Raw genomic sequence first — 22,918 nt, 5'->3', positions numbered from 1 at the left:
AGAGATTTTCAGTGAAAACAAGGCGAACTTACGCGTCAATAGCTGGCCTATTGCAAGTAAATTCAACGTAGTTAGCGCTGAAAATAGCTGCTCGAGATAGATTTATTATCCAGAGTTCAGGTTACATAGCTATTTGTACATCTATTTGTGTTGAATTGCTATATAGGCTAAGGTCGCTTTTTTTATAAAAAGATGAACCAATGTCACTACACACACCAGATACAAAGCCGCGTCATACAAATAAAGTAGAGCACGCATTAGAATCCTTTATTTTTAAAGGGCGTTGGTTACTCGCGCCGTTTTTTGTCGGTTTATTATTTGCTGTTGTACTACTTTTGATAAAGTTTTTTAAACAGCTTTATTTAATGGGTCTAGCAACGTTTACATCTACTAACCAAGAGCTTCTCGTTGGTATTTTAACGCTAGTGGATACCGCGTTATTAGCTGGGTTACTTTTAATCATTATTTTTAGTGGTTACGAAAACTTTGTCTCTAAGCTCAATATAGACAATCATGAAGACAGACCTTCGTGGATGGGAAAGGTGGGCTTTTCAGGTTTAAAAATGAAATTGATCAGTGCCATTGTTGCTATTTCAGCTGTTGAACTGCTAAAAGTATTTATTAACTCAGGCGCGCATCCAAACGATGAATTACTATGGAAGGTGATTATTCATGTAACGTTTGTGATGTCGGGTGTTTTATTTGCATTAACAGATTACCTGAACAGTAAAACGCAAAGCCATTAGTACTAATACAAAAAAGCCCAAGTTTATGCTTTGGGCTTTTTTGCGGCTAACTAATTAGCACTTAGCGTAATAACAAGCGTAAGGCTCAAGAGTTAGTAGATTATTGCTAAGCTTAGCATTATGGTGGCTAAGCTCTGTGTATTGTGTAACAACTGATACTGGCATATTGATGCTTGCTTGCTGCGAACTTAAGTTAAATACACACAACATTTTTTGCGAGCCCAGTGTTCTATAAAAGGCAAGTGCAGGCTCAGGTGTTTCAATAAACTCAATATCACCTTCAAGTAAAACGGCTTGGTTTTTGCGCCAAGTCATAAACTCACGATATGCATTTAAAATTGAGTTACTGTCATTTATTTGTATTGCGACTGACTGTTGTTTATGTGCATCATCGACCGGAAGCCAAGGCTTTGCCTCACTAAAACCAGCGTGGTGCGATCCAGTGTGTTCCCAAGGCATTGGCGTTCTGCATCCGTCGCGTCCCTTAAAATTAGGCCAAAACGTTATGCCGTAAGGGTCTTGCAAGTCTTCAAAGGCAACACTTGCTTCACCTAACCCTAATTCTTCCCCTTGGTACATACAGACACTTCCGCGAAGAGAAGCAAGTAGGGCAGTTAACATTTTACATTGCTGAGGGTTAATTTCGCCATTTTCACTCCAGCGGCTTGCTACGCGCTCTACGTCATGATTACTAAATGCCCAGCATGGCCAGCCCTCAAGCATACGCTGCTCAAGTGTTTGAACCGTAGTTCTAATATATTCACTTGAATAATCATTTGTTAATAGCTCAAAGCTATAACCCATGTGCAGCTTATCGCCGCCTTGGGTATATTCTGCCATCGTTGCTAATGAATCTTCTGACGATATTTCCCCAAGCGATACAGTACCCGGGTATTTATTAAGTAATGCACGAATATCTTGCATAAATGCAATGTTTTCTGGCTGCGTATTATTATAGTAATGGTACTGAAACGCATACGGGTTATCTTCACTAAAACCACGCCCTTGGCGTTTTTCTTTTGGTTTTGCTGGATTATCGCGAAGTAATGCATCGTGGTAGCAAAAATTAATGGCATCGAGTCTAAATCCATCAACGCCTTTTTTAAGCCAAAACTCTACATTATCAAGCACCGCTTTTCTTACATCTGGATTATGAAAGTTAAGATCCGGCTGTTCGGTTAAAAAGTTATGCAAGTAGTATTGCCCGCGACGAGGTTCCCACTGCCAAGCCCCCCCACCAAAAATAGAAAGCCAGTTATTAGGTGCTGTTCCATCTTCTTTGGCATCTGCCCATACATACCAATCGGCTTTGTCGTTGGTTAAATTATCGCGGCTGTCTAAAAACCATTGGTGTTGATCAGACGTGTGGCTTAATACCTGATCTATAATTATTTTTATATTACGATCATGAGCTTGGCTTATTAGTTCATCAAAATCGTTTAAATCACCAAAAAGCGGGTCAATGTCGCGATAATCACTAATATCGTAGCCAAAGTCTTTCATTGGCGACTTAAAAAATGGTGAAATCCAAATAGCATCAACACCAAGGCTTTTAATATAATCAATACGATTAATTATTCCTTTTAAATCACCAATGCCATCGTTGTTGCTATCTTGGAAGCTACGCGGATAAACCTGGTAAATAACCGCACCTTTATACCACTGCTTTTGGGTCATGCTTTACTCCGTTATTCTATACAGTATTTAAACTATTCTTCTGTGATTAGGCTTAATCACGTTATTTGCAAAAAGCATACGTGAAGCCTGTGACCCTGTAAAAAGCTTGCATACGTATGCACATAAATAAGCGACTCTAAAGCACCTTATTTAAGTGCTAAACAGCATATGGAATCACCTTAATTAGCAGTAATATTACTTACCAATTATGGATTGTCTTATACTTATTTAGCTTTAGATGCTTTAAGTTAAAGAAATATAAGAAGTTATTATAAGTTAATGCTTTATTATTAATGGTCTTACCAATTTATCTTTTAATGATGGTGCGATTTTTAAATGAATAAAAAATAAATCCGCTTTATTTCAAACTATTTACATGCCATTAAATTAATCATTTTGATACAAATAAGTTGGGCAAGCTAGTGTTGCTTAAAGAATAGGCTTAAATAGATTTATTATATTAAAAACAGTTTGTTATGGGTTTTCTTTGTGAATTTGATGTTAATATATAAGCGGGCGTTAATACTGAATACGTATGCATAAAGTTGTTAATAAAATAAACCAAGCGTTAATATCCGTCCTGACAACAAAATTAGCTCGCCTTGTTTGACTATCACTCAAGCACTATATGCGGGTATCACACTATGGGTAACGGGAAAACATCATGTCTATGTTCAAACCAAGTATATTAACTTTAGCGTTAACAGCGGCAGGCATATCTAGCTTTGCAACAGTAGCTGCTCAAGAAAATACAATAAAAAAAGATGACGTAGAGGTTATCGAAGTTAAAGGCTTTCGTGGCAGCTTAATTGAATCTATAAACACTAAACGCTTTTCAACACAGGTTGTAGAGTCTATTTCGGCAGAAGATATTGGTAAATTACCAGATTCATCTATTGCTGAGTCGATTGCGCGTTTACCAGGTTTAACAGCCCAACGTTTAGATGGCCGAGCGAGTCGTGTGAGTGTTCGTGGTTTCAGTGAAGATGAAAGTGCGACCACTTTTAATGGCCGTGAGCAAGTGTCTATTGGTGACAACCGAGGCGTAGAGTTTGACCTTTACCCATCTGAAATTATGAACGGTGTCACTGTTTATAAAACACCTAATGCCAGTATTGAAGCCGAAGGCATCGCTGGTGTTATCGATATGCAAACGGTTAAGCCTTTAAGCAAAGGCGAACGTGTTGTTATGTTTAATGGTCAGCTTGAAAAAACAAGCTTTGATAAGTTAAACCCAGATGGCGATAACCAAGGTTTCCGTGGCACTTTTTCGTATATTGACCAATTTGCAGACGACACGATTGGTGTGGCATTCGCGTATAACAAAATGAGTTCACCAAACCAAGAAAAGCGTTGGAACTCGTGGGGTTACCCAGAATTTACAAATAATGGTAAAGATTATTCAATTTTAGGTGGGGCTAAACCTTATGTGCGTTCATCTACATTAGATCGTGACTCAGCAATGCTTGTTATAGAAGCATCTCCGAATGATCGTTTGAATATGACATTTGATGCATTATATGTTGATTTTTCTGATGAAAGAATTTTACGCGGTATTGAAATTCCATTCGCATGGGGTCAAGGCAGTATAGATCCAAACAGTGTTACTGTAGACGAAGAGTCCGGTTTTATTACGAGTGCTAAGACGCAAGGGCAACGTGTTGTTGTTCGAAATGATTATGAAGAACGAAATGCTGAACTAAAGCAATTCGGTTTTAATACAAAATACGATATTAATGATGCATGGTCTGTAGAGTTTGATGCAAGTGTATCTGAAGTAGAACGTCAGCTTTGGAGTATAGAGAGCTACTCAGGAACTGGTCGCGGAGACAGTAATGGTGTTGCTGATAACTTAGGTTATACCTTTAATGGTGGTAATACTGGTGCGCAATTTACCCATGAACTTGATTACAGTGACTATAACTTAATTCAATTAGGTGGGCCGTTATCTTGGGGCGCAAGCTCTGCGTTAAATGATAGATACGGTCTAAATGATACGCCTTACCAAAATACAGCACAAGATGGCTTCATCAACGCACCAGAAATTAATGATGAGCTTCAAACATTAAAGTTAGCTGCTAGCAAAGTGCTTGAAAACGATTATATAAGTGCTATTAAATTTGGTCTTTCGTACCGTGATCGTGAAAAAACTAAAAAGTCAGAAGGTTATTTTATGACTCTGAAAGATTTTTCACTTGATAATCCAGGTATGGTTTCAGTACCTGAAAAATACCGTTTGGGCACTGCAAGTTTAGACTTCATTGGTATGGGTAATATGATTGCTTATGATACTAATGGTCTGGTTAAAGACGGTTACTACAACCTACTACAAGAAAGCTTAACAGATCAAAAACATAAAACGCAGTCTTGGACAGTACAAGAACAAGTAACGGCTTTATTTTTGCAAGCGGATATTAATACTGAACTAGGGTCGGTCCCAGTTTCGGGTAATATTGGTGTGCGTTATGTGAAAACTGAACAATCATCACAAGGCTTTGCTGCGACGACCGAAAACGGTTTAGTTGTGGTATCTCCAACAGACATTAGTCATGATTACTCGCATGTTTTACCAAGCTTAAACTTATCATTTGCGATAGATGAAGAACAAACCATTCGTTTTGGTGCTGCTAAAACTATTTCTCGTGCTCGTTTAGATGAAATGAATGCCTCTGTTAACGCAACATATAGCCCAACTCAAGATTCTAATGGTAATAACTGGAGTGTCTCAGGTGGTAATCCGCAGCTTGAACCTAAAGAAGCCACTGGTTTTGATTTAAGCTATGAAAACTACTTCCATGAGGAAGGTTACTTTGCTGCAGCGTATTTCTATAAAGATATTTCTACTTGGATTTTTGACGGTAACTACGCAATAGATATGACCGGTGTCGCTAATCCATCAACAGGTGAAATACCAGCAAATAGTCAAGGTTCGGGTTCAGGTAAAGTCAATGGTGGCGGCGGTAATCTTTGGGGTTACGAGCTATCTCTTTCTTTGCCATTGAGTATATTTAGTTCATCACTTGAAGGCTTTGGTTTAATTGCTAGCCATACTGGTGTAGAGCAAGATATTGAAGATCAAAATGGGACTGAATATAAACTGCCTGGTTTGTCAGAGAAGATCGATAGCTTAACTTTTTATTACGAAAGAAATGGCTTCCAAGCGCGTACAAGTATGCGTAAACGCTCTGACTTTAAAGGTAATGTTAACGGGTTAGGGCTTGCGGCTACGCAAGTTGATATTAAAGGCGAAACAATTTGGGATATTCAAACCGGATATGATTTCGCAGAGTCTGGTATACAGGGCCTTGAAGGGTTATCTGTTACATTCCAAATTCAAAACTTAACGGAAGAACCATTTACTTCTCTTTCGGGAGATAACAATTTACAAGTACGTGATTACCAAGATTACGGTCGCACTTACTTGTTAGGTTTTAGCTACAAGCTATAATAAAAATTGTGTGTAGAAGCCCTTGTAATTTGTTTTACAAGGGCTTTTTTATAGCTAGTTTACCTAACTTTTTAATCATACTTTGATTTAATAAAACGTGGATAATAAGATGAGACCAATAAAACACGTCGTGATTGCAGGCGGTGGCACCGCAGGTTGGATCACTGCAGCACTGCTAAATAAAGTGTTAGGTAAAGTAATTAATATCACATTAATAGAGTCATCATCTATTGGTACAGTGGGAGTGGGCGAAGCAACCATACCGCCTATTATCCAGCTTAATAATGCATTAGGCATTAACGAACAAGAGTTTATCAACGAAACCAACGCAACAATTAAACTCGGTATTGAATTCGAAAACTGGAAAACACCAACGCACAGATATATGCATGCGTTTGGCTCGATTGGAAAAAACTTCCCGTTTTGTGACTTTTATAATTTTTGGTTAAAAGGGCATATTACAGGTTGTGAAGACGAGTTATGGGATTTTTCACTTAATTACCAAGCTGCTAAACAACATAAATTTGCGCCTTTAAATACAATTCCTAATACCCAACTACCAGGGCTAAGTTATGCGTATCATTTTGACGCCACACTTTACGCTGAATATTTAAAAAAGCTGACAATATCGCGCGGTGTAAAACACATTGATGCCAAAATTAGTGATGTAACGCAATGCTTAACAACGGGTAATGTAGAAACACTCATACTCGATGATAATAAGCAAGTCAACGGTGATTTATTTATAGATTGCACGGGGTTGCGCGCGTTGCTTATCGAGAAAACACTCAATACTGGGTTTGTAGATTGGTCTCATTATTTACCATGCGACAGTGCCATTGCAGTACAAACAAAATCAAACGATGAATTAAAACCTTATACGCAATCAATTGCGCACAGTGCCGGTTGGCAATGGCAAATTCCGCTACAAAGTCGAATAGGCAACGGCTTGGTTTATTGTAGTCGTTATTTATCTGATGAAGACGCAAAGACGTTGTTACTTAATAACTTACCCGCAGATCCAATAACAGAGCCACGATTCATTAAATTCAAAACAGGGCGACGCATAAAACAATGGCATAAAAATGTAGTCGCGGTTGGTCTATCAAGTGGCTTTTTAGAGCCATTGGAATCTACAAGCATTCATTTAATTCAAAGCGCAGTTACGCGGCTGATTAAATTATTTCCGCACTACGGCATTAGCGATACGTTAGTTAACGAGTTTAATAAACAAAGCGTGACTGAAATAGAACATATTCGTGATTTTATTATTTTGCATTACAAACTTACTGAGCGAGAAGACTCCGCGTTTTGGCGTCAATGCATGCAAATGGACATACCGGATTCACTGAATCATAAACTTAATTTATTTAAGCAAACAGGCAAGGTTATGCGCGAAGACGATGAGCTATTTGCCGAAATAGCATGGCAACAAGTGATGATTGGGCAAGGTTTGATGCCTGATGATTACAGCACAATTGTTGACTCGTTAACGAATGAGCAGTTAAGTGATTTGTTTATTAGTTTAAAAACATTAATAAATTCGACAGTTGAAAAACTGCCTACTCATAAAGAATTTTTAGCCAGTATTAAAAGGGCGTCATGATGCGATTTATACAGCAAGTACTCTTACTCTGTTTATGTACTATACCAAGCATATCTTATGCACTGAGCGTTGAGCCTGCTAACTGGTGGGTGGGCATGAAAAAAAACACAATTACGCTGATGTTGCATGAACAAAACATTGCAAACACCCAGTTTAAGCTTTTACCTTATCAAGGAGTTGAGCTAACCAATACGACGCGCACCGAAAACCCTAATTACGTATTTTTACATGTAACCATTAGCGATACAGCCCAAGCTGGAACATTAAAATTTAATAGCAGTGATAATAATAATTTCAATTTCTCTTTACTTGAGAGAACAAAAAATAGTGCTGAGCGAGAAGGTTTTAGCAGCAAAGATACAGTGTACTTAATTAACCCTGACCGTTTTGTAAATGGCGATAAACAAAATGACACCGTGAGCGGTATGTTGGAGAAAGTAAATCCAACATTTAAAGGAGGGCGTCATGGCGGTGACATTCAAGGTGTTATTAATGCATTGCCTTATTTAAAAGATTTAGGTATTACACAGTTGTGGTTAACGCCGGTGCTTGAAAATAACATGCCTGATTACTCTTATCACGGTTATGCTATTACTGATTTTTATAACGTAGACCCACGCATGGGTTCTAACTCACTTTATAAATCGCTTTCAATAAAGGCCAAAGACCAGGGGATTGGTCTTGTTATGGATATGGTGCTTAATCACTTTGGTGCTGAGCATAAATGGATGAAGGATAAACCGAGCAAAGATTGGATCAATTTTAATGGTGAATTCAAAAATGGTAAAAATGCGACAAGCCATGCCCGCCAAACAATTCAAGATCCACACGCAAGCGAGTACGATAAACGTCAATTTAGCGATGGCTGGTTTGTAGCCAGCATGCCAGATTTAAATCAGCGTCAGCCACTTTTGAGCGAGTATTTAATTCAAAATGCGCTGTGGTGGATCGAATATGCTGATTTAAGCGGGATTCGTGTAGACACTTATTCTTATTCAGATAAAGCATTTTTAACAGCGTGGACAAAGGCCATTATGGATGAATACCCACACTTTAATATTGTTGGTGAAGAATGGACCTCAAACCCCGCTATCGCGTCATATTGGCAGCGCAAAAAGGTGAATCAAGACGGCTATACGTCAAGCTTACCGAGCGTTATGGATTTTTCATTACAAGAGGCGTTAATTCAGGCGCTAAATGAAGAAGAAAGCTGGAGTACAGGCTGGGTTAAAGTATACCAATCGTTGGCCAATGACTTTTTATACCCAGATACAGATAACATTATGGTATTTGCTGATAACCATGATATGAGCCGTGTTTACACCGAACTTAAACAAGATTTAGCCAAAACAAAAATGGCAATGACTATGTTATTGACGACACGGGGTATTCCACAAATTTACTACGGTACTGAAGTACTACTCGATAACACCCCAAGTAAAGATCACGGAGATATACGCATTGATTTCCCCGGTGGATTTGAACACCAACAGGCAAATGCATTTACAGGTGAGGACTTAACAGCTGATCAACACAGCATGCACACAATGATGTCTGCTTTACTTCATTTTAGAAAAACCAGCCCAGCGCTCACTAACGGTAAATTAACTCACTTTAGCCCAAAAAATGGCGTGTATAGTTATGCACGACTTAGCGACGAGCAAACAGTTTTAGTGTTTTTAAATAAAAATGCTCAAACCATTAACCAAGAACTTGATTATATGAAAGAAGTTTTACCACATAATGCAAAAGCTAAAGACATACTAAGTAATGAAACGCATATGCTTAAAAGTAAACTCACACTAAAACCCATGAGCGCAACCGTATTAGTTATTAACAAATAATGAATTAGCTCCTGAATACGTATGCAGCTACTGTATGGCGGCTGTTGTTATCTTTAGTATAAAGCTATCACTGACATAGAAATGACACACATAATGAAAAAAACAATGTATGCACCTGTACTGCTTTGCAGTGCGCTTTTTATAAATGCATGTGCAGATGATGAAGTTACGCAAATGCAGGTTATTGCACAAAAGCAAAATGAATTAACTAAGCCTGTTGTTTATCAAGTTTTTACGCGCTTATTTGGTAATACGCATACTACAAACACGCCTTGGGGAACGATAGAGCAAAATGGCGTAGGTAAGTTTGCCGACTTTAATGATGCCGCTCTCAAAGGTATAAAAGAGCTGGGAACAACGCACGTTTGGTATACCGGCGTATTACATCATGCTCTCGTTGGAGATTACACCGAGTACGGTATAAAGCAAGATGACCCTGACGTTGTAAAGGGACGAGCAGGTTCGCCGTACGCAATAAAAGATTATTATGATGTAAACCCTGATTTAGCGATTAATGTAGCCAGAAGACTCGATGAATTTAGTGCTTTAATTGAGCGCACTCACAGCCACGGTATGAAAGTGGTTATTGATATCGTGCCTAATCATGTGGCACGTAATTATCACTCTGTTGCCAAGCCTAAAGGTGTCAAAGACTTTGGTGAGCAAGACGACACCAGCAAAGCGTACGATAAAAACAATAACTTTTACTATGTACCTGGGCAGTCTTTTCAAGTGCCTGCATCGGCGACTTATCAGGTATTAGGTGGTAACAATCATCCATTAGCAGATGGTTTTTTTGACGAAACACCCGCCAAATGGACAGGTAATGGTGCTCGTTCTCCAAAACCAGATATGAACGATTGGTACGAAACAGTTAAAGTTAACTACGGAGTAAAGCCCGATGGGAGTTATGACTTTCCTACATTGCCTAAAGAGTTAGCAAACCAAGATTACCGCGCCCATTTTGCCTTTTGGCAAAATAAAGAGTTACCTAATAGTTGGTATAAATTCAGAGATATCACCCTTTACTGGCTTGATAAAGGCGTTGATGGTTTTAGGTACGACATGGCCGAAATGGTGCCGGTTGAATTTTGGAGCTTTTTAAACTCATCAATAAAAATGCAAAAACCTGATGCATTTTTACTTGCCGAAGTTTACAACCCACAAATGTACCGTGCTTATATCCATCAAGGTAAAATGGACTATTTATACGATAAAGTCGGTTTTTACGATACCTTAAAAGCCATTATGCAAAGCAAGCAACCAGCAAACACTATTTTTGACGCGCAATCACAAGTGGCAGATATTGAAGCGCACATGCTGCACTTTTTAGAAAATCACGACGAACAACGTATCGCAAGCCCAGACTTTGCAGGCGAAGCTGTGTGGGGTAAACCAGCCATGGTGGTTTCAAACCTGATTAGCCGTGCACCCACCTTATTATATTTTGGCCAAGATGTAGGGGAAGATGGATCTGAAAATGCAGGCTTTGGCTCACCAACCCGCACCAGTATTTTTGATTACATTGGCGTACCAGCGCATCAAGCATGGATGAACAATGGCAAATTTGATGGCGCTAACCTTACTATTGAACAGGTCAATCTTCGTCAATATTACAAATCAATTATGGCGCTTAATGATATACCTGCGGTTGTTGGCGGCGATATGCATCCGCTAAACGTGGTTGGCAGTGAAGCTGTGATGGGTTTTTCACGTTCGTTAGGTAATCAATCAATTTTTGTTGTTAGTAATTTTAGTGAACAAGCGCAAACCATAACGGTTACTTTAAATAAAAATCAAACAAGTAAAGTAGATACAGCGGATGCTTTACACGATTTACTTGAAAATAATAACGGTATTTTAGTATCAAAAAATGCGAATGGCGCTTCATTCACCCTCACTTTAGGTCCACTTAGTAGCGCGGTATTAACGAATAAGGCAAAAAATGAATAATAATTATGACAGCAATAAACCAAACCTAAGTTTTTGGCAAATATGGAATATGTGCTTTGGTTTTTTAGGTATTCAATTTGGTTTTGCTCTGCAAAACGGTAATGTGAGCCGTATTTTTCAAACCCTTGGCGCACAAGTGGATGATATTCCTATTTTGTGGGTAGCAGCGCCACTAACCGGTTTAATTGTGCAACCTATTATTGGTTATTGGAGCGATAAAACGTGGTGTCGTTTTGGTCGTCGTCGTCCATTTTTCTTTATGGGCGCAATATTAACAACCATTGCATTGTTTATTATGCCACATTCGCCAACATTGTGGATTGCAGCTGGTATGTTGTGGATTATGGATGCATCTATCAATGTCACAATGGAGCCATTCAGAGCGCTTGTAGGCGATAACTTGCCAGAAAAGCAACGTGCGACAGGGTATGGTTTGCAAAGTTTTTTTATCGGTATTGGTGCAGTTTTGGCATCAGCACTGCCATGGATGATGACCAATTGGTTTGATGTGAGTAACACCGCAGCCATTGGTGAAATACCCGATTCAGTTAAGTACTCGTTTTACTGGGGCGGCGTTGTTTTACTAGCCGCCGTGTTGTGGACTGTTGCAAAAACTAAAGAATACACCCCTGAGCAATTAGCTAAATTTGAGGCACAAAAAGGGCCAGTTGTAACGGCTGAAATTGCTGATATTAACTACAATAAAGGCGGCATTATATTTGTTGTATTAGGCCTTGCAACACTTGCCCTAGTGATGGGCTTAGCGCTTGAAAAAGAACTTTATTTATTAGCGGGTGGCTTACTTGCCTTTGGCATTGTGCAGTGGATAGCTGGTTTATTAAAAGCTAAAAATCACACTCAAGGGGGCTTTTATCAAGTAGTGCAAGATGTATTTACAATGCCAACTGCGATGAAGCAATTAGCTTGGGTGCAATTTTTTAGTTGGTTTACCTTATTTGCGATGTGGATTTATACCACGTCGGCAGTAACAAGCTTTCATTATGGGAGTAGCGATACAACATCAAAAGCGTTTAACGATGGCGCTGATTGGGTCGGTATTTTATTTGCGGCTTACAATGGATTCGCTGCTATTGCCGCAATGTGCATTCCATTCTTAGTTAAAAAAATGGGCTTAAAAGGCGCGCATTGTTTTAACTTATTACTAGGCGCACTAGGCCTTGCTAGCTTTATGTTTATAACAGACCCCAAAATGCTGCTTATTCCTATGATTGGTGTTGGTTTTGCGTGGGCTTCAATATTGTCACTGCCTTATGCAATGCTAAGTAACTCATTACCGAGTAATAAAATGGGTGTTTATATGGGAATATTTAACTTCTTTATTGTTATTCCACAGCTACTTGCAGCCAGTATTTTAGGGCTTATTTTGAGTCATGTGTTTTCTAATCAGCCCATTTACGCTTTGTTAATTGGTGCTGCGTCATTTGTATTAGCAGCCATTGCTGTTATGCGCGTTAAAAATTCTAATTAAGAGTAAAAAATGAAAAACTATAACCTAATTACTATTTCATTATTAGCACTTGGATTAACTGCATGCGGTGCTCAAAATACGAATCAGTCACAAACAGCACAAACATCTAAAACAACTGCGCCTGGTGCACCAGGTAACGATCCATTTTGGTCATACGCAGGTAAAACAGGGATTGGTACATCGTACGAGCAATACCAAAATGGTCATTACACAAATGATGCACCAACAGGTGTAGTATCAAAAGTCTGGTTTTCAATTGCTAAAGGCATGATCACCGAAACTATGTTTGGCCTTATTCATCAAGCGCAAATAAAAGATATGCAATTTGTGGTAACAGGAAAAAACTTTACTGTTAGCGAAGCAGACGATCTTGATGTCACGATTGATTATTTATACAAAGACGAGCAAGGCCGTCCGTTATCACTTGCTTATAAAATAGTAAGTAAAGATAAACAAGGCAGATTCACTCTTGAAAAACACGTATTTACCGATCCTGATGGGCAAAGTTTATTTGTTCGTAGCGTGTTTAATACCAACCTTAAAGACGTTAAAGCCTATGTTGTGGTAAATCCATATATTAATAATAACGGCCTTGATGATTTTGCAAAAACTACCGAGCAAGGTTTAGTGGCTTGGCAAGATGATAACTACTTAACATTGCAAGCAAGTACTGAGTTTGGAGCAAAAACGGTTGGCTTTACGGGTGTAAGCGATGGTTTGGATGAGCTCAAAAAGTCACAATCATTAAATACCAGTTATAGCAATACTGGTGAGCAGTCAGGTAATGTCAGTCTGCTTGCTGAGCTTGGTAGTATTGAAAGTAATACCACGTTTGATTTAGTACTAAGCTTTGCACGTAGCGAGCAACAAAGTGCAGAGCAGGGCGCCCAAACATTAGCAAAAGGCTATCAAAGTGTACTTGATAGCTACAATGGTAAAGGTGCGGCATTTGGTTGGCAAGATTACCTACAAAGTCTTACACCTATTAATAAAATGACTGAGCAAACGGCCGATAACGGCAAGTTACTTTATACCAGCGCAATGGTATTAAAAGCACAAGAAGATAAAACGCATGCCGGTGCACTTATTGCGTCGTTGTCTAACCCGTGGGGCGAAACCGTATCGGCTAAAACAGGCTCAACTGGTTATAAAGCCGTGTGGGTACGAGATTTCTACCAAGTAGCTATGGCATTTATGGCACTGGGTGATACAGCTACGGCAAAAACAGCATTCGAATACCTTGAAAAAGTTCAAGTTAATAGCAAAACGCCAGGTAACAATGGCGATACAGGCTGGTTTTTACAAAAAACACATGTTGATGGCGAACTTGAATGGGTGGGTGTACAGCTTGATCAAACTGCGATGCCAATTATGCTCGCGTGGAAATTACACCAAGCAAATGTACTTAGTGATACAGAGCTTAAAGACTGGTACGCACGTATGTTAAAACCTGCTGCGGACTTTTTAGTCGAGGGTGGACGCGCGAAAATTTTATGGAATGATACACAAATCACACCACCGGCAACCCAACAAGAGCGCTGGGAAGAGCAAAGTGGCTATTCGCCTTCAACTACTGCTGCGGTTGTTGCTGGTTTAATTAGCGCCGCAGATATCGCGAATATGGCAGGTGATACAAAAAATGCAGAACGTTATTTAGCAACGGCAAAAAGCTATAACGCTGACATCGAAAAAGTGATGTTTACCACCCAAGGTAATTTAAAATCAAAAGCCACCGATGGCGAATATTTCATCCGTATTGGTCAAGATGAAAATGCTAACTCCAATACCACAATTAACGCAAACAACGGTCGAGAAGGTTTTAATAAAAAACAGATTTTGGACGGTGGCTTTTTAGAGTTAGTACGCTATGGAGTACGTGATGCACTTGCACCAAGCATTGTAAAAACGCTACCAGAATACGATGACGAAACACTCGCTGACAATCTGCAAGTAAAATATAGCTTTAACTTTAGCGATGGTAGTGGCTCATTTGCAGGTTATCGTCGTTATGGCAACGATGGCTATGGCGAAGATGAAGTAACCGGTACAAATTACGCTGAAAATGGAAGTAACACACCAGGCCAACGTGGACGTGTATGGCCATTTTTTACAGGCGAACGTGGTCACTATGAAATAGCAGCAGCCAATGCCAGCAATACATTCAATGACGTAAAACAAGCTGAAATTAAAAACAGTTACGTTAAAGGGCTAGAGCAGTTTGCCAATGAAGGCATGATGTTACCAGAGCAAGTATGGGACGGCGTTGGTGTAAACAAAGCAGGTTATACACTGGGCGAAGGGACTAATTCAGCAACTCCGCTGGCATGGACTCACGCTGAATATATTAAGCTGGTACGTTCATTAAGTGACAAGCAAGTATGGGATCATTATCCCGTTGTTAAACAAGCGCTAAAATAGCATTTATTTATATTCTTAAGCAAAAAGCCACAGTGTAGCAGCTGTGGCTTTTCTGTTCTTAAAGCCTAGCCACGTCTTAAAATAGATTGTATGTTAATAAACCTCCTTTTAAAAACAATAAAAACAACAACTAAACGCCTTTAAAATGGCGATAAACAAAGGTATCGATTGAATCACAACAACAACTCAGTTAAAGTTTCTAGATAAGTACATCTGAACGAATAACTCTATATGCTCGTTAAAGTTAAGGAAGATCATGGATATATCTCTAAAAGAAGTAGATAGTTCAAATTATGAATCTGTCTGCGAGTTGGATGTTTCAAAAGAGCAAGAAGAATACGTAGCGTGTAATATGTGGTCGCTCGTCGAGTCTCATTATAACGACGGCTACACTTGTAAAGCGATTTATCATAATAACACCCCGGTAGGTTTTTTTATGTGGGTTCAAGAAACACCAATAAAAATATCTATTTGGCGTTTCATGATAGACAAAGAACAGCAAAACAAAGGTATCGGAAGAGTAGCCTTGAAGCTTGCCATTGAAACCATTAAAAGCACCGTAAACCTAAAAGAAATTGAAATTTGCTACAACCCTAATAATCCAGTTGCAAAAGAATTCTATTGTAGCTTTGGTTTTCAAGAAGTGGGCTTAGATGCTGATGGTGAAGACATGCTCGCGCTCATTAAGCTATAATGCTGATCCGCTTAAATATGGGCTATTTAGTTCGTTAAATTGTTCAAATACTTATGCAGATAGTATAAATTTTTTAAACACCTCTTATGAATGCTCTGTGGGCATAGAACGATGTTTTAGAGTGTTTGGTTTTTATCCATTTAGCTCATTTTTTATTAAACTTAGCGTTTTGAGATTGTTTTTATAATGTATAGGCTCTTCAATAAATTATATAGGTGCGTGGCATGCAGTGGTTATCTAGTATTGAGTTAAAGGGGGAGTTTGTTACGCTTGAACCGTTAAATAAAACTCACATTGAGGGCTTAAAACAAGCTATTTTAGATGGTGAATCTTGGAAGCTGTGGTTTGCCAATGTTCCATCGCCTGACGCTATGGCAAGGTATGTCGAAGAAGCTGTTAAAGCAGGAACAAAGGGTGATATAGCGTTTGCGGTAAAATGCAATGATTCCGATGAAATAGTAGGTACGACTCGCTTTTATAATGCAGACCAAATAAATAAACGGGCTATGTTAGGGTACACGTGGTATTCATCATCGGTTAGACGAACCCCTGTTAATACCGAATGTAAATTACTTTTATTTAGGGCCTGTTGACCTTTCAGGATTAAAATTTGTTCAATCTAGGGGCGATTTAATCGCGGCGAGAGGTTTGTAACCTAGTGGGCTAAGTAAAAACCGAGCAACAAAGAGTAAATTGCCCCTAGGTAGAACCCTTCGGGCAGCGCATGTTTGGCATTTATTCTGTGTTATCGCCTATTTATGGGGAATAACCACACTACATAGGCTCTGCCTTGCCTAAATACCAAACAGTCTGCTGCAAATTTAACCTCGAAAGATAAACAGGCCCTAATCACCTTTTTGACACCCATACAGGCTTAGCTGTTGAGTTTAGAACACATTCTTTTAATTAAGCTTCTAGAAATGCCATAAAAAGGCTTGGCGCAAAGCAAGATGGTATTCTTCGAAATCATCAAATTTTAAAAGATGGAAGCATAAGGGACACGGTTATTTACTCAATAATTAACACTGAGTGGCCAGCGGTTAAAAGTGATTTACAAAACAAAGTCTATTCATAAATTAGTGAATTTAGAAGTTCGACATTTTAAGACCTTAAATACTGTGCTGCTTGCTAAGAGAAAATTAAGCTTGCAGCTTATTTATCTTAAAATCGATTATGATAAATTATCCATCGTTTCGGTTTAATACTACGCCTTCTTTAATTAGATCAGAATATGAAGCATAGAATTAAAACGGCTAAAGCATTATCTGGTGTAATGCTATGTAATAACACTTCACACTGATCCTTCCTATTCTTTTCTTGCAAAACATACTTAATGAAGTAGCGACGTAAAAAATGAGTAGTAGTTAGCTTCGTTAAGATTCTATAACGTCCAAGCAAGGATAATAACTATGTGTAGTCAAAATAACGAGATAGTACCAGATCTAACAAATGATTCATCATGTGCACTCGCAACGCCCGAATCCGAACAAATGCAAACATTGGAATTCCACCCATCGACGGTAGCTGCACAGATTTCAGCTTGTGTTTCAGCAAGTTATGAAAATGGTAAAATCTGTGTTCAGTTTCCTATTGTTGGAAAAATATGTTTTTCTGTCTCCCTACCGATCCCAAGTGGGACATCAGTTAAGGTATGCATGGCGACATGTGGCTTTCGATTTGGTGTTCCTCCGTTTAAGGGGATTAAAGCAACGGTGTATGCAAATAACAGCGCGCTATGGTCTGGCACAATTTGGGGTTCTTGTTAACCCACTTATATAATTATAGCCACTTATGTAGTTCATAAGTGGCTAATTTATTAGTTATAGGTACATTAGCCTTGTGCCCATCAAAGGAGCTATTAAAATTAAAAAATTTCATAGCCTAAAGTATGAAACGTTATTTCGTAACTGCTTACTTAATGTCTGACTCATTGTGATATTTAAATTTATTTTCTCTAGCCAGAGTTTCTCAGTGAAAACAAGGCGAATTGCGCGTCAATAGCTGGCCTATTACAAGTAAATTCAACGCAGTTAGCGCTTAAAATAGCTGCTTGAGATAGATTTATTATCCAGAGTTCAGGTTACTTATTATGACTGAAATTTTAAATAACAAAAAAGCGACAAAAAATAATACTGAAATGAATGACTAAGATTGTTTAGCTGTAAAATCCACTTAAACGCGTTAATATTTCTCCAACTTTAATAAAAACCCACCAAACCTACCGTTATACCCCACTACAAACAGAGGAAAGAATTGAACCAAAATAGGAACCAAGTTATGGTTTGTAAAATAAAAAGTAAATCGCTGATTTTAGTCGTTATTTAAACTTATTTTAAGTTATTAATATAATTCACTTAAAACATAGTAGCAGATGCTTGTGCTTTGCTAACGCTACACCCACTATTTTATTTATTACGTAAGGTCTTATTAATGTCTCAGTACAAAACAAACTGTCTTTGCAGGGCGGTACAAATAACTGCAGAGGAAATTAATCCTAAGTTTACGGTGTGTCATTGCCAATCCTGTAGGACTTGGGGTGGGGCTCCATTTTTTGCTGTAAAATGCGGGACTAACGTCAAAATCGAAGGAATAGATAAAGTTAAAATGTACGAATCTTCAGCTTGGGCGTCTCGCGGTTTTTGTATTGAATGTGGCACTCATTTGTTTTATAAGTTCAAAGCAACAGGCGAGTACAATATGCCTGTGGGTATGTTCCCTAATTTGGAAGGCTTAGAAATGGATATGCAGTATTTTAGTGACATACGACCTAGTTATTATTGTTTTTCAAATGAAACTAAAGAAATGACTACTGCTGAAATAACGACCTACTTTGCGGCTAAAATATAATAAAGCACTTAACGTTTATAATTACAGCTTACAAATTTCTAATTGATTTGCTTACTTCAAAATTCTTAATGAGGTTTACTTTTTTATTATAAGTTGTGTGACGTTCTAACAGTAAAGTGAGGTGCGTCATCATTATTTTTTATATAATTATTAGAGAGTGAATACACCAAAATGCAGATATGCAAAATATCATCTGAACAAACAATGTTACTACGCCAACGTGTATTGTGGCCAAACGAAACTACTGAGTTTTGTCGTGTAGATGGTGATGAAGATGCGAGCCATTTTGGTGCTTTTATAAACGACAATTTAGTGTGTGTTGCCTCTGTTTACTTGACGCAGGGTAAAGCACGCTTACGTAAATTTGCAACCGACACGGATTATCAAAACCAAGGTGTTGGTTCAGAAATGTTAAACCATATTATCCAGTCATTAAAAAGTACAGAAGCTAACCTTTTTTGGTGTGACGCGAGAGAATCTGCTTTAGGTTTTTATAGACGTTTTGGCATGACTCCGTACGGAGTACGTTTTTATAAGCAGGGTATCCCGTATTTTAAAATGAAGCTTGCTTTATAAAAACAACACAAGAACTTTGCCTAGTAAATGCTAGCTTTACATATTTACATTAACTTGAGCCTCGGGCAATTAACAGCGGGGGTAATAAGGTACTTTGCACTTCTTGTCCGCGTATAAGTTTTAACAGATTTTCCACCAACATTTGTCCTGCAACCGTTGTATTTTGCTCTATAGTCGTAAGTGGTGGGTTTACGTAACTTGCTATGGCTATATTATCAAAGCCAACAACCGCAACGTCTTTAGGCACACTAATGCCTGCTTCTTTGAGCGCCCGTATTGCGCCAATAGCAATTAAATCACTGGCTGCAAATAATGCATTAAATTTAATATTATTTGCAATCAAAGAGCGGGTTGCATGATAGCCAGACTCTTCAGTGGATATTGCGTTTGCCATTTTTCGCTCATTTAAGGTGACATTATTTTCAAGCAGCTCATCTTTGAATCCTTGAAAACGAGAGAAAAATTCTGGGCTATGATCCGATGCATCACCAATAAATGCGCAATCAGTACGACTATGGGCAATAAAATGGGCAGCAGCTTGCTTACCTCCACCGTAGTTATCGCAGCAAACGGTGAGATCTGGACGGTTATCAACTTCTGCACCCCAGCATACAAATTTAGTATTTTGCTCTAGTAAGGTATTAAATTTTGGTTGAAAATCGATGTAATCGCCATAGCCAAGCAAGATAATTCCATCGGCTCTGTGGCTGTCTTCATAGTCAGCTTGCCAATCGGCGCTAGCAGATTGAAACGAGACTAAAAGATCGTAACCTTCTTTTGCACACGCGCGGGTAATACTGCCGAGCATAGCTAGAAAAAAGGGATTAATTTGCGAGTCATCTGAGGTTGGATCTTCAAACAAAAGCAGGGCGAGTGTGCTACTTTGCTGTGTGCGAAGGTTGCTGGCATTTTTATCTACTTTGTAATTAAGTTTTTTTGCTATGTCGTGAACACGTTTGCGGGTTTCTTCGTTAACAAGTGGACTATTACGTAAAGCACGAGATACAGTTGATTGAGATACCCCTGCATAATGGGCAATGTCAAATGATGTAGCTTTACCTTTCATTTGTTACAACTTAATTGAAGTGATAAATAATTGTGCCATTTTCGTTTATTAATTAATTTTTTCAAGCTTTTTGTGTTTAAACGCATTTATTTATTGATTTGGTAATGACACCGGTGTCATAATGTGGACGTTTTATCATTTTGTTGTCAAAACGTATTAGCTGCCTATGTTTGTTTTATAGGCAGTACTTTTACTGTGATAGCTGCCTTGGGGTGATAGCCCAAAGTAAATAAATATCAATGGTTTACCATTGTAGAATAATAAGCATGAATCGCTTAAACAAAAGAGATAACACCATGAGTTTACACTCTTCTACTCAATTTGACCCTATTCTAGTTGCTGATGTTGGCGGCACGAATGCGCGCTTTGCTCTTATAACGTCTTTTGATGATTCAAAAAATCAATTTACGATAGAGCACAACAACACATTCCCCAGTGCTGATTTTGGTTCGCTCGAAAAAGCGTTAACGCTTTATTTATCGACAGTTTCTCATATTAAACCTAAACGTGCATGTTTAGCGGTGGCAGGACCTATTAAAGCAGGGCAAGTGCATCTGACTAATTTAGGGTGGCACTTTAGCGTCAACGAATTTAAACAGCATTTTGAGTTTGAACAATTAGACGTTATTAATGATTTTGCAGCGTTTGCCTATGCGTCGCCGTATTTAGATCCTCAGCAAAACGTAACCATTAAAACGGGCCAAGCTGATGAAAATGCAAACATTGGTGTTATGGGACCAGGCACTGGTTTTGGCGCTGCATGTTTGGTAAGAACCTCACATTCTACATCGGTGTTAAGTTCAGAGGGGGGGCACATATCCCTTGCCGCTGTTAACGAATTAGATGTATTGCTTATAAATGAGTTACGTAAAGAGCATCCTCACGTGTCAGTAGAAACCGTTTTTTCAGGCCCAGGCATAACGCATTTATACAAAGCGATGGCTGCGGTTAAGGGAATTCCTGCCAAAAATTTAGATGCCGCACAAATTAGTAGTTTAGCAAATAGTGGTGAGTGTGCGGTATGTGATGCAACGTTAAACCAATTTTGTGATTGGATAGGCAGTGTTGCTGGCGATTTAGCATTAGCCTATGGTGCTTTAGGCGGTTTGTTTATTGGTGGTGGTATATTGCCGCGTATGCAATCTCGTTTACTTGAAAGCCGTTTTGTTGAACGATTCTCGCAAAAGGGTATTATGTCGCAATACGCAGGGCAAATTCCTGTCACGCTGGTAACGCAAGATAATATTCCACTAATTGGTGCTGCTGCGTGTTTACACAATAGCAAATAGACTTTTAGCCTTGTTGGTTGTATTTGGATAATGGATAGATGAAAAAAGTAACCATAAATAGTGTAGCAAGTCATGCTGGTGTTTCTAAAAAAACCGTCTCGCGCGTTTTAAATAACGAGCCAAATGTGAGTGCAGCGACTCGTGAAAAGGTGCTTGCGGTATTTAAAGAGCTCGATTATACACCCAATCCAATAGCGCGTGGGCTTGCTCAAAATCGCAGTTTTATTATTGGTTGCCTTTACGATAATCCAAGTAAAAGTTATATAACGCGTGTACAAACCGGTGCCTTAGCCGCTTGTAGAGAAAATAATTACAACCTTTTGATACACCCTTGTGAATTAAGAGGGGATGCTTTAATTAATAATATTGAACAGTTGTTACAAACATCGCGTTTAGACGGCATCGTGCTCACGCCCCCGTTTGGTGATTTTGCTGAGTTGGTCAATCTTTTAAAAGCAAAAAAAATACCGTATGCCAGAGTGGCATCTGCGGTATTACAAGATGACTCGATTTCTGTACGCAGTAACGACGAACAAGGCGCTTTTGAAATAACGGAGCATTTAATTAGTCTTGGCCATAAATCAATTGCATTTATTAAAGGTCATCCTGATCACAGTGCGACGCAACAACGTTTTAAAGGATACAGACGTTCGCTTGCAAACCATAAAATTGAATTTGATGAGCGACTAGTAGAAGAGGGTAACTTTAGTTATCACTCTGGTGTGAATAGTGCGCGTAGCATTTTAGATTTATCGCCAAGGCCAACGGCAGTTTTTGCCTCTAACGATTACATGGCAGCTGCGGTACTTAAATTAGCTACTCAAAGAAATTTAACCGTACCGAATGACATTTCTATAGCGGGCTTTGACGATGCACCCATTGCTCGCCATATTTGGCCTGGCCTGACAACAATAGCGCAACCAGTTGAAGAAATGACGAAACTTGCTGTAAGCGAGTTAATTTCACATATTTCACAACCTCAAGAGCAACCATGTCAAGTTACTCTTGAATCTCGATTAATAGCACGTGAATCAACCGCTCAAGTAAAAATTTAATATAAAATATTTTCACAGTAGCCCGAATATGAGTGACGCTTATTCGGGCTTTTTTGTTTAAAACTTGCTTAAATTGGTCTTGTACACAAAAATCAAAGCGTTCATTATTTAGTCATGTTAAAAAGTTAAGCTATTTTTAACAACTACAGTTGACACCGGTGTCATGTTCATGCGTTAATACCCTGACACCGGTGTCAAGGTTGTTGTGAG

At 38.7% G+C, this 22,918-nt stretch carries 15 protein-coding genes and 1 pseudogene; 14 read left to right on the top strand and 2 right to left on the bottom strand.

Annotated elements, in window-relative coordinates:
* Window positions 1-200 precede the first annotated feature (200 nt).
* On the top strand, window positions 201-746 hold the full coding sequence (locus tag H5119_RS14645) for a TIGR00645 family protein (protein ID WP_182702788.1): 546 nt from the start codon (window positions 201-203) through the stop codon (window positions 744-746).
* 54 nt (window positions 747-800) lie between these two features.
* Here H5119_RS14645 and H5119_RS14640 read toward each other — a convergent pair whose 3' ends face one another.
* A complete protein-coding gene (locus H5119_RS14640; RefSeq protein WP_138584547.1) occupies window positions 801-2,423 on the bottom strand; it encodes an alpha-glucosidase family protein in 1,623 nt (540 codons plus the stop codon).
* 664 nt (window positions 2,424-3,087) lie between these two features.
* On the opposite strand from H5119_RS14640, the gene H5119_RS14635 reads away from it, so the two are divergent.
* The 11 genes and pseudogenes from H5119_RS14635 (at window position 3,088) to H5119_RS14590 (ending at window position 19,298) form a co-directional block, all read left to right on the top strand.
* The gene (locus tag H5119_RS14635) at window positions 3,088-5,871 is read left to right on the top strand and encodes a TonB-dependent receptor (protein WP_182702787.1); all 2,784 of its coding nucleotides are present in this window, start codon (window positions 3,088-3,090) and stop codon (window positions 5,869-5,871) included.
* 109 nt (window positions 5,872-5,980) lie between these two features.
* Entirely contained in the window at window positions 5,981-7,477 is a 1,497-nt protein-coding gene (locus H5119_RS14630) for a tryptophan halogenase family protein (protein WP_182702786.1), read from the top strand.
* Window positions 7,477-9,321: a glycoside hydrolase family 13 protein gene (locus H5119_RS14625; protein ID WP_182702789.1), complete on the top strand. Its 1,845-nt coding sequence runs from the start codon at window positions 7,477-7,479 to the stop codon at window positions 9,319-9,321. The genes H5119_RS14630 and H5119_RS14625 overlap by 1 nt, the downstream gene beginning before the upstream one ends.
* Window positions 9,322-9,414: 93 nt before the next feature.
* The gene (locus H5119_RS14620; RefSeq protein WP_182702785.1) at window positions 9,415-11,274 is read left to right on the top strand and encodes an alpha-amylase family glycosyl hydrolase; all 1,860 of its coding nucleotides are present in this window, start codon (window positions 9,415-9,417) and stop codon (window positions 11,272-11,274) included.
* The gene (locus tag H5119_RS14615; protein ID WP_182702784.1) at window positions 11,267-12,763 is read left to right on the top strand and encodes an MFS transporter; all 1,497 of its coding nucleotides are present in this window, start codon (window positions 11,267-11,269) and stop codon (window positions 12,761-12,763) included. The genes H5119_RS14620 and H5119_RS14615 overlap by 8 nt, the downstream gene beginning before the upstream one ends.
* A gap of 9 nt (window positions 12,764-12,772) precedes the next feature.
* Entirely contained in the window at window positions 12,773-15,181 is a 2,409-nt protein-coding gene (locus tag H5119_RS14610; protein ID WP_182702783.1) for a glycoside hydrolase family 15 protein, read from the top strand.
* Window positions 15,182-15,437: 256 nt separating this feature from the next.
* Window positions 15,438-15,875, top strand: a complete 438-nt coding sequence (locus tag H5119_RS14605) for a GNAT family N-acetyltransferase (protein WP_182702782.1) — start codon at window positions 15,438-15,440, stop codon at window positions 15,873-15,875.
* 224 nt (window positions 15,876-16,099) lie between these two features.
* Window positions 16,100-16,468, top strand: coding sequence for a GNAT family N-acetyltransferase (locus H5119_RS14600; RefSeq protein ID WP_182702781.1), 369 nt, complete (start codon window positions 16,100-16,102; stop codon window positions 16,466-16,468).
* 278 nt (window positions 16,469-16,746) lie between these two features.
* Window positions 16,747-16,950, top strand: a pseudogene (locus H5119_RS20785) (GNAT family N-acetyltransferase); the annotation flags it as partial.
* A 1,355-nt stretch (window positions 16,951-18,305) separates the two neighbouring features.
* Window positions 18,306-18,722 (top strand): GFA family protein, encoded by a 417-nt coding sequence (locus H5119_RS14595; RefSeq protein ID WP_182702780.1) that lies wholly within the window; start codon window positions 18,306-18,308, stop codon window positions 18,720-18,722.
* Between the two features lie 204 nt (window positions 18,723-18,926).
* Window positions 18,927-19,298: a GNAT family N-acetyltransferase gene (locus H5119_RS14590; protein WP_259399628.1), complete on the top strand. Its 372-nt coding sequence runs from the start codon at window positions 18,927-18,929 to the stop codon at window positions 19,296-19,298.
* Between the two features lie 49 nt (window positions 19,299-19,347).
* Here the strand turns inward: H5119_RS14590 and H5119_RS14585 are convergent, their stop codons facing one another.
* A complete protein-coding gene (locus H5119_RS14585) occupies window positions 19,348-20,364 on the bottom strand; it encodes a LacI family DNA-binding transcriptional regulator (protein ID WP_077537995.1) in 1,017 nt (338 codons plus the stop codon).
* Window positions 20,365-20,660: 296 nt separating this feature from the next.
* Here H5119_RS14585 and glk point away from each other — a divergent pair, with 296 nt between their 5' ends.
* Both glk and H5119_RS14575 read left to right on the top strand, forming a co-directional pair.
* The gene (glk, locus tag H5119_RS14580) at window positions 20,661-21,653 is read left to right on the top strand and encodes a glucokinase (protein ID WP_182702778.1); all 993 of its coding nucleotides are present in this window, start codon (window positions 20,661-20,663) and stop codon (window positions 21,651-21,653) included.
* Window positions 21,654-21,691: 38 nt separating this feature from the next.
* Window positions 21,692-22,708, top strand: a complete 1,017-nt coding sequence (locus H5119_RS14575) for a LacI family DNA-binding transcriptional regulator (protein WP_182702777.1) — start codon at window positions 21,692-21,694, stop codon at window positions 22,706-22,708.
* The last annotated feature ends 210 nt before the right edge of the window (window positions 22,709-22,918 follow it).

The sequence above is a fragment of the Pseudoalteromonas sp. SG45-5 genome (assembly GCF_014164085.1).
Lineage (GTDB): Bacteria > Pseudomonadota > Gammaproteobacteria > Enterobacterales > Alteromonadaceae > Pseudoalteromonas > Pseudoalteromonas aliena.
The sequence above is the reverse complement of the archived record's forward strand: the minus strand, read 5'-3'. Positions and strand labels throughout refer to the sequence as shown.